The 8,314-nt window shown below is 72.3% G+C and carries 12 protein-coding genes; 2 read left to right on the top strand and 10 right to left on the bottom strand.

All coding sequences use genetic code 11. From position 1 onward, the window contains the following. The 9 genes from KUTG_RS65850 to lanL form a co-directional block, all read right to left on the bottom strand. Positions 1-52, bottom strand: a 52-nt coding sequence (locus KUTG_RS65850) for an ALQxL family class IV lanthipeptide (protein ID WP_198047711.1), incomplete at its 3' end; no start/stop codon positions are given. A 42-nt stretch (positions 53-94) separates the two neighbouring features. After that, positions 95-214 (bottom strand): ALQxL family class IV lanthipeptide, encoded by a 120-nt coding sequence (locus KUTG_RS60525; protein WP_198046953.1) that lies wholly within the window; start codon positions 212-214, stop codon positions 95-97. A gap of 47 nt (positions 215-261) precedes the next feature. Beyond that, positions 262-378, bottom strand: a complete 117-nt coding sequence (locus KUTG_RS60530) for an ALQxL family class IV lanthipeptide (RefSeq protein ID WP_198046954.1) — start codon at positions 376-378, stop codon at positions 262-264. A 47-nt stretch (positions 379-425) separates the two neighbouring features. Continuing rightward, positions 426-542: an ALQxL family class IV lanthipeptide gene (locus KUTG_RS60535; protein WP_198046955.1), complete on the bottom strand. Its 117-nt coding sequence runs from the start codon at positions 540-542 to the stop codon at positions 426-428. Between the two features lie 36 nt (positions 543-578). Further along, positions 579-692: an ALQxL family class IV lanthipeptide gene (locus KUTG_RS60540; protein WP_198046956.1), complete on the bottom strand. Its 114-nt coding sequence runs from the start codon at positions 690-692 to the stop codon at positions 579-581. Positions 693-704: 12 nt separating this feature from the next. Next, complete coding sequence (locus tag KUTG_RS60545) at positions 705-827, bottom strand: ALQxL family class IV lanthipeptide (RefSeq protein WP_198046957.1); 123 nt, start codon at positions 825-827, stop codon at positions 705-707. Between the two features lie 16 nt (positions 828-843). Continuing rightward, complete coding sequence (locus KUTG_RS60550) at positions 844-960, bottom strand: ALQxL family class IV lanthipeptide (RefSeq protein WP_232241405.1); 117 nt, start codon at positions 958-960, stop codon at positions 844-846. 5 nt (positions 961-965) lie between these two features. Further along, positions 966-1,916 carry an alpha/beta hydrolase family protein gene (locus KUTG_RS01480; RefSeq protein ID WP_052393691.1) on the bottom strand — a complete coding sequence of 317 codons (951 nt, stop codon included), beginning with the start codon at positions 1,914-1,916 and terminating at the stop codon, positions 966-968. 793 nt (positions 1,917-2,709) lie between these two features. Next, positions 2,710-5,427, bottom strand: coding sequence for a class IV lanthionine synthetase LanL (gene lanL / locus KUTG_RS01485; protein WP_052393692.1), 2,718 nt, complete (start codon positions 5,425-5,427; stop codon positions 2,710-2,712). Between the two features lie 190 nt (positions 5,428-5,617). Between lanL and KUTG_RS01490 the strand changes: the two genes are divergently transcribed. Both KUTG_RS01490 and KUTG_RS01495 read left to right on the top strand, forming a co-directional pair. Continuing rightward, a complete protein-coding gene (locus KUTG_RS01490) occupies positions 5,618-7,432 on the top strand; it encodes an ATP-binding protein (RefSeq protein WP_043714351.1) in 1,815 nt (604 codons plus the stop codon). Next, on the top strand, positions 7,401-8,099 hold the full coding sequence (locus KUTG_RS01495; RefSeq protein ID WP_232240592.1) for a helix-turn-helix transcriptional regulator: 699 nt from the start codon (positions 7,401-7,403) through the stop codon (positions 8,097-8,099). Before KUTG_RS01490 ends, KUTG_RS01495 begins: the two co-directional genes overlap by 32 nt. A gap of 6 nt (positions 8,100-8,105) precedes the next feature. Here KUTG_RS01495 and KUTG_RS62980 read toward each other — a convergent pair. Continuing rightward, a partial coding sequence (locus KUTG_RS62980) for a hypothetical protein (protein WP_043714355.1) occupies positions 8,106-8,314 on the bottom strand: 209 nt, incomplete at its 5' end.

The raw sequence follows: 8,314 nt of genomic DNA on the forward strand, positions 1-8,314 counted from the left end.
GTTCCTCGTCGGCGGGCAGCTGCTGCAGGGCGTCCAGGTCGAGTTCCAGCATGTTTCCTCCTGTTGTCGTTGTGGCTGAAGGGTTTTCGGCTGATCACCAGAGGCCGGTGGCCGGGCAGGTCGCGGGGCAGGTGCCGGTGCAGCTCTGGCCGCAGTAGCCGGCCTGCTCCTCCTGCGCGGGCAGCTCCTGCAACGCGTTCAGGTCGAACTCCATGAGTGGTCACCTCCTTCCGTAGGGCTCGTGCACGGTGTGGTGGCTCATCAGTTGCTGGTGACCGTGCAGGTCGCGGGGCAGGTGCCGGAGCAGCTGTGGCCGCAGTAGCCGGCCTGCTCCTCCTGCGCGGGCAGCTCCTGCAACACGTTCAGGTCGAACTCCATGAGTGGTCACCCCCTTCCGAGGACTCACGCACGGGCGTGGCGGCTCGTCAGAACCCGGTGACCGGGCAGGTCGCGGGGCAGGTGCCGGTGCAGGTTCCCTTGCACCAGCCCGCCTGCTCCTCGTCGACGGGCAGCTGCTGCAACGCGTCCAGGTCGAACTCCATGAGATGTCCCTTCTCTACTGGGAAAACGGGTCCCGCCTAGTCGGCGGCGCAGCAGGTCCGCAGGCAGCTGGTGTAGCAGGTCGAGGTGCAGACGGTGGCCTGCTGCTCCTCGGCCGGCAGCGCCTGCAAGGCGTTCAGATCGAGTTCCATGGCAATCGCCTCCTAGTTGTTGCTCGTTTCACAGGTGGCCGGGCAGTTCATGGATATGGTGCAGGTGTACTTGCACGCACCGGCCTGTTCCTCCGCCGCTGACAGCTCCTGCAAGGCGTTCAGGTCAAGCTCCATGGGTGATCACCTCCCCTCAGTCTCCGGTGCCGAAACAGGTGGAGCCGTTGCAGCTCACATAGGTCAGGCCGCACCGGCCGGCCAACTGCTCCTGCGCGGGCAGCTCCTGCAGGGCGTCCAGGTCGAGCTCCATGCTGATCACCTCCCCTCCTGAGCGACTGCGGCCGGCTCGCCGAGGAACCGGGTCACCAGGTCGGTGATCGGGTCCTGGACGGCGGTGCCGAGGACGGCGTGGCCGCGGTCGGGCGACTCCACGTACCGGTAGTCCGCGCCCTCGATCCGGCCGAACTCGGCCAATTGCCTGATCAGGGAACGGGAATGGGCCACCGGCGTGGACTCGTCGCGGGCCCCGTGGATCAGCAGCAGCCGGGCCCGCAGGTCGTGCGCGAACCGGCTCACGTCGCGCGGTCCGAGGGCGTCGGTCGCCTCGGTGAGCCCGTCGAGGCGCTCCACCATGTTCCGCACGCCGCCGAAACCGTCGGCGTGGAGCCGAGGTCCGGACAGGAACGGGGCGACGGCCACGCAGTCGGACCACAGTTCGGGTCGGGTTGCGGCGGCCAACAGCGCGAGGTAGCCGCCGTAGCTGATGCCGAACACACCGGGCCGCGCCAGCCCGGCCCGGCGATCCTGGATGTGCGCCGCGATGACGGAGACGTCGGCGAGATCGGGCACGCCCCACGCGCCGACGAGGGACAGGGTGTGCGCGGCCCCGTATCCGGTGCTGCCACGCTGATTCGGGGCCACGACGGCGATGCCGGCCGCCGCGAGGGCCTGGAACAGCGGGCTGAAGCCGAGCGTCCAGTGGCTGGTGGGTCCGCCGTGCAGGGCCACCACGACCCGGGGGCTACTGCGCCAGTCCGGCCCGTAGACCACCGCCTCGATCGGCCCGTCCGCCCCGGGGAACGACTCCACCCGGCCCGGCCGCCAGGGCCCGGGCCGCTCGGCCGGGACCTTGAGCTCCCGTGAGCCCGGCGACACCCAGGCCATCGTGCGCGGCCTTCGGGGACCGGAGTGCGGGAGCCAGAGCCCGGCGGCGGTCCACGCCGCGAGCGGCAACAGCTCGCCCTCCGGCACCGCGATCCGTTGCACCGTATCGGAAACGGTGTCCCACCGGCTGAGCTGGGAGCGCGCGCCGACCGTCTCCAGGACGGCGATCGACGTCCCCTGGGGAGTCCAGCGCCAGCGGGTATGCGACCCCCCGCAACCGGCTGCCCTGGGTCAAGCTCCTTCATGGTCCCCTTGACCAGGTCCGCCAGCACCAGCGCCGGCCCGTCCGTGTCCCGACGGGCGAACAGCACGTGATTTCCGTTGGCGGCCAACATATATGTGGGACCGTCAAGAAATGGCGTCGGGACGACCGACCCGTCCCGTGCGTCCACCAAGAGACGCTTCTCCCCCACCGTGAACAGAACCTTTGGGCCGCAAGCAATCGCGTCCCGGACCGGTCCCGGCAGCCGGGTCAGCTCCCGCGACCACGGCGTGCCGGCGGTGACCCGGTGCACAGTCGTCTCGTCAGCTTCCCCGTCCCCCGACCAGGCCAGCGCCAGGCACTGGGACTCCGCCGGGGCCGGCAGCAGGCGCAACGGCGTTCCCCGCACGCTGCCGACGTCGACGCACCGTCCGTCCCGGTGCAGCAGCTCCAGGGTCTGTGTGTCGGCGGCGCCGTGCCGGGAGACCAACACCCGGTTTGCGTCGAGGGGCAGGATCATCGTGTAGGTGGGGTCGCAGCGCAGCTCGACCGAGAAGTCCAGCACCGGCCCCGTGCCCTGGAAACGCCAGCTCTCGGCGCGATGCCGGCCGGACTCGTCGGTGGCCAGGCAAGCGGCCCGGCGGCCGGTCGCGGAGAAGCGGAAGCTGATCCTCGACGTCACGTCGTCGTCGGTCATGGCGTGGCCAACTGCATCGAGCGGCAGGGGTCGACAGCGGCACTTCGCACGGGCGCGTCGACCATCCAGGGCCTCGGCCCGCCGTGCGCCAGCCTCAGCAGGAAGCCGACAGCGCCGCCCAGGCCGGTGTTGTAGTCGGCCGCCGTGCCCGAGGCCGACTCGTCCGGCACCACCAGGCGTTCGTCGTGCACGCCGTGACGCAGCACCATCGAGGCCGCCAACTCCTCGGCCCAGCCCCGATAAGGCCCGCCGACGGCGTCGGCCAGGTCGAGCAGGAACTCGCCGTTCCCGGCGAGGCCGTGGCACGCCGCGGTCGCCGAGGACCACCGGGCCTGACGCACCGCCATCGCGGCCTGCTCCGTCAGGCTCAGGTATTCGGCGTCGCCGGTCTCCTGCCACAGCCGCAGCAGGAAAGTCCCCACGCCGGAAGCGCCGCTGCACCAACTGGTGCGCATGCCCGTGCCGCGCTCGTCCTCACGATCACTGCGCCAGTGCGCCCCCCACGGGCCGAGCTCGGCCTCGGCGGCCAGTGTCTTCCCGGCGGCCACCGCGGTCGTCAGATACCTTTCCTCCCCCGTGTCCCGCGCGAGCGTCAGCAGGGCATATCCGACGCCGGCGACGCCGTGGGCGAAGCCCAGGTGGGTGATGCCCGACAGCAACGAATCGAGTCCGGCCGGCACGGGCCAGTACACGTGGCCGTCACGGTGCTCGGCCGCCGCCAGCATCGCGTCGCCGCCCCTGACCGCACGGTCGAGGAACTCGGTGCGACCTGTCGCCCGCCACATGTGCAGCTGGGTCAGCGTGGATCCGGCAACGCCGTGGCAGACGTCCGGATTGGGCCATTCCACCGGCACCGCGAGGGCCAGGTCGATCGCCTGCTGCGCCATCTCCTCGTCACCGAGGTGACGGGCCGCGTCATGCAGCGCCCACGCCGTGCCGGAGCGGCCGAAGTACAGGCCGGGCAACAGCTTCGGCACCGCGTCACGTCGTCGGGCGGTCCAGTCCGCCACCCGGGCGACAGCGGCGCGCAGCTCGTCCCGTCGCAGCAACCGATCGGCCAGGACGAGCACGCCGAGGATGCCGGCCGAGCCGTGCTGGACGTTGAGCGGGTCCGTGGCGTCGCCGAAGTCGGTGCTGGGCCACAGTCTCCGCGTGTCGTCGTCGGAGGCGATCGTGGCCAGGAGGTAGGCCAAGCCGTCGTCGGTGAAGCGCCGCCGGTCGGCTTCGGACAGCCGGTCCACCGCCCCGTCGACCGCCGCCGGAACCGTGCACGTCGCAAGGAAATCCCGCACGCGATCAAGCGACCAGCGCTGCTCGGGATCGTCCGCCGTGAGGCCGAGCACCGCCGGCGTCAGCATCCGCGCCGCGGCGTTTCGCCGCCCGGCCGCGGTGATCATGGCAGCGATGCGGTCGTGCACGGACAGCGGCCCCGGGCTGTCCTTCCCGAACACCGGCGCGGTCCCCACGACGAGGAGGAACAGCACCGTTCCCAACGAGTACAGGTCGGCCGTCTGCGGCGGCACGATGCCCTGGCCAGGGTTGGCCACGACCTCCAGGGCGGCGAATCCGACCGTGTGGCCGCGAACCGACCACTCGCCGGGGAGGCGCACCATCTCCGGGTCGATCACCTTCAGCTCGCCGTCCGGCGTCACCATGATGTTGAGCGGCGTGAAGTCCTGGAACACCACTCCCCGCTCGTGCACTTCGGCCAGCAGCTCGGTCAGCCCGCGCGCCATCAGCAACGCCTCGGCCGGGTCCAGCCCGTTCAGCGGCCCGCGCTCGGCCAGCCGCCCGTCGAGCCAGTGCGCCAGCGTCTGCCCGGGCAGCAGGGACTCGACGAGGAACGTGTGGCCGTCCTGGTCGAACAGGTGGACCTGTTCCGGCGCGATCCCGGCCAGCGCGGCCAGGGCCGCCCACTCGCTGCGCAGCCCGTCCCGACAGTCCCCGCCGTTCAGCCGCACCCCCACGTTGGCCCGGGCCTGCTTGACGATCACCTCCGCGCCGGTCTCGTGGTCCAGCGCCCGGTACACGCCGCCGCGGGCCGAGTGGCGGATCGCATGGCGCACCTCGAAACGACCACCGAGCAGCACCGGCTTCGGGTCGGCCTTGCCGGCCGCAGACGACGGCGGCGGGCCGGGGTACGGCGGCTCGGCCCAGGCCGGCGGGCAGAACCACGGCTTGCGGTGGTCCTCCACCGGCGTGCCGTCGGGATCGGCGACCCGGATCTCGAACACGCCGTCGTCGGTGAGCACCGGGACGCCCCGGAAGGCGCCGAACCGGTAGTGCACCAGGCTGCCGGGCCGCAGCGGCCGGTCGGACAGGACCACCGGCCCGGGCAGCCCCTCGGTCGCCTCGTCCAGTGCCGTGGCCAGCTCGCGGAACTCGTCCTCGTCGGACGGGTAGACGGTGATGATCTTCCCGCACTGGGCGCGGTCGTAGCGTTCGCCGGTCATCTCCTCGACCGTCACGATGCTGCGGGCGAACTTGAACGCGCAGCCCCGGTCCACCAGCACGCCGGCCACCCGGTGCAGCACCTCCGGCGCGGAGAAGCGCGTCGCGGAGACGTGCAGCTTCCAGCCCTGCACCCGCTGCACGGCCCCGCCGCCGGGCGGCGTCACCCGGCACCAGACCTGGTCCTCGTTGAACGTCCATCCGTCGAGGCCCTGGTCGGCGAGGACCGACTCCACCACCCACCGCAAGCGAAAGTCATGCATGCCATTTCCCCGTCCGCCGGTCCGCCGTTCGAGGGCAAATCTCGCAGCGGACGGCGGCGCCAACATCGGGGCGCGACCCTTGTTCCCGGGGCGGGCGCCGGGACTTGCGTAAGGGTCTTGCGTAGTTCAACGGACCCCGCTCGGGCCGCGCTTGGGTCAAGATCGCCGCAGCTCGTCAGATAGGAGGCACATGAGGGCACAAAACCCGCAGCCGGCCGGCCGCGACCACGAGATGTCAGCGCTCCGCTCGGCGGTCACCGCCTGCGCCGCCGGGGCGTCGATCGTCGTCGACATCACCGGCGACCCCGGCCTCGGCAAGTCCACGCTGCTCGCCGAACTCTCGAAACTGGCGCAGGCCAAGGGATTGGCCGTCGTCACGGACCCGTCGCCGGCCTTCGAAAACGGACTGGGGTCGGTCGCGGAGCTGGTCGCCGAGGCCGACCGTGGCACCGGGGTGCTGCTGTGCCTGGACGACCTGCACTCGGCCGGCGACCACACGTTGACGCTGCTGCACGAGCTCCTGCGGCGACCGCCTGGGACGCCGCTGATCCTGGCCTGCGGCCACCGGCCCCGGCAGTCCCCGGCGCGGCTTCTGGCGTCGCTCCTGCACCCCGCGCCGCACTACCGGGTCGTTCGGCTCCCGCTCGGGGACGGGGAGGGCAATCCGTTCTACCTGCGCCTACTCGGCGAATTGGCCACGAGCACCGGCTTGTCGGAGTTCGCCAGGGCCGCGCTGATCCGGGAGACCGCCACGCTGTCCGGCGACGAGCTCGCGGTGCTGCGTGCCGCTTCCGTGCTGGGCGATCCGTTCGATCCGCTGCTGCTCGCCGCTGTGGCCGACCTACCCGACCAGCGGGCGTTGGACGCCCTGGACGGACTGGCTGCGGCAGACCTCGTCCGAGCAGCCGATTCGAGGCTGCTGCGATCGCGGCATCCGGGCCTGCGCGAAGCCGTGGTCCGGGACACGCCGCCCGGTTGGGCGCTGGCCGCCCATCGCCGCGCCGACCTCGCCCTGCGCGACAGCGGGGCCGACGCAGTAGCCCGCGCCCCGCACGTCGCGCGGTCCGCCCGGGTCGGCGACGCCGAGGCTGTCGCGGTCCTGGTGGCGGCGGCTCGGCGGTCCCGTCACCTGTCCCCCGGAGACGCCGCCACCTGGCTGCGCGCCGGGCTGCGCCTGTCCGCCTCGCCCAGCTTCGACATGCTGCTGGGGCTGGCCGAAGCCGTCGCTATGACTGGCGACCTCGGCGGCTGTCTCGACAGCCTGAGACAGGCCCTGGACCTGGTGCCGCCCGACCGCCCCGAGCTGCGCGTGCCCGCGGTGGCCCTCGGGGCCGCGGCCCGACGGGTCCTGGCCGCGGAGTCGTGCAGTCTCGACCTGGAACGCGAACTGGCCAGCTGGTCGCGGAGCGATCCCCGCGCTGATCCGCTCCGTGCGCAGCTCGCCATTATGCTTACGGCACAAGGCAAGTACGACGACTCTCTGCTCTCCGACGGAGTCCCCACCGCGTGCCGCGCCTTGGCCGCCGCATACCGAGGCCGTCGGGAAACCTTCCCGGCGCACTTCGATTCCCTGACCGACGACGAGTTGGCCGCTGGCCTGGACGAGGTCGCCCAGTTCGGCTGGGCCGAGGCCCTCTCCGAACGCCACCACGACGCCCTGCGCCACGCCGGCCGTGGCGTCGCCGTCGCCCGGCGGACCGGGCAGGCTCATCTGCTGCCGTATCTGTTGCTGTGCCGGTCGTATTCGCAGCAGGCCACCGGCGACCTCGCCGGCGGGGCGGCCTCGGCCGCCGCCGCACAGCAGGCGGCGCACCGGCTGACCCTGCCGAAGCTCGCCGCCTTCGCGTCGACCCTTCAGGCCGCCGCAGCCGCCCGGAGGCCGCCCCGCCGCCGCGGCCGGCGCCGTCGAGCAGGCCTTGCGTGCCTTCGACCGACGCGGACGGCTTTGGGAGGCGTCGGCCGGCACGCTGGCCGTGCTGCGGCTGGATCAGGGGCTTCCCGATGACTGCCTGGAGCTCATCCGCGTGATCACCGAACCCGGCCGTCCTGTAGCTGTGTTTCCCTTGCGGGCCATGTGGTGCTGCGCCGCCGCCCAAGCCGAGGCCGCCCTGGGCAACCTCGCAGCCGCTCGCGACTGGGCCGCCCGCGCCGTCGAGTCGGCCGACGCCGTGGCCCTATCCGGCCAGCGCGCTTACGCCGAGCTCGCCTTGGCCGCCGGGCACACCGACGACCCTGATGCCACCGCCGAGCACCATCTCCGCGCCGCCGACCTCTTCGCCGCCGCCCGCCTCGTCCCCGCCGAGGCCCGCGCCCGGCTGTCGCTCGGCCACCGCCTCGCCGACGCCCACCGTCTCTCCGACGCCGCCCTCGCCATCGGTCAGGCCAAACGCCTCGCCGACGCCTCCGGCGCCGTCCACCTCGCCCACCTCGCCGTCAACGCCCAGCGCCGCATCGGCGGCAACCGCCCCCGCCCCGGTCCCTCCACCCTCTCCGACCAGGAGCACCGCATCGCCCACCTCGTCGCCCGCGGCCGCACCAACCGCGCCGTCGCCGCCGAGCTCTTCATCTCCGTCAAGACCGTCGAAGGCCACCTGACCCGCATCTTCCGCAAGTTCCGGGTCACGTCCCGCTCCGCCCTGACCGCCGCCCTCCGCATCCCCGAGGCCCCGTGACTCCCGCTATTCGGGATCAGAGCTCGGAAAGCGGACCTGGACGTTCGCCGCCGGGGTGAGGTAGGCGTCGCCGTACCGGCGCTGGAGCGAGATGTCGAAGGAACGGGCGGTTCGCGGGCTGCCCGCGGGAACGGCTCTCACGACGAACTCCTGGATGCGCGCCGGCTCCACGGGAGTCAGGTGGATCATGCACAGCAACTCGCCCCGCTCACCGG

Origin of the sequence: Kutzneria sp. 744, assembly GCF_000568255.1 — a bacterium.
In the GTDB taxonomy this organism is placed as follows: Bacteria; Actinomycetota; Actinomycetes; order Mycobacteriales; family Pseudonocardiaceae; genus Kutzneria.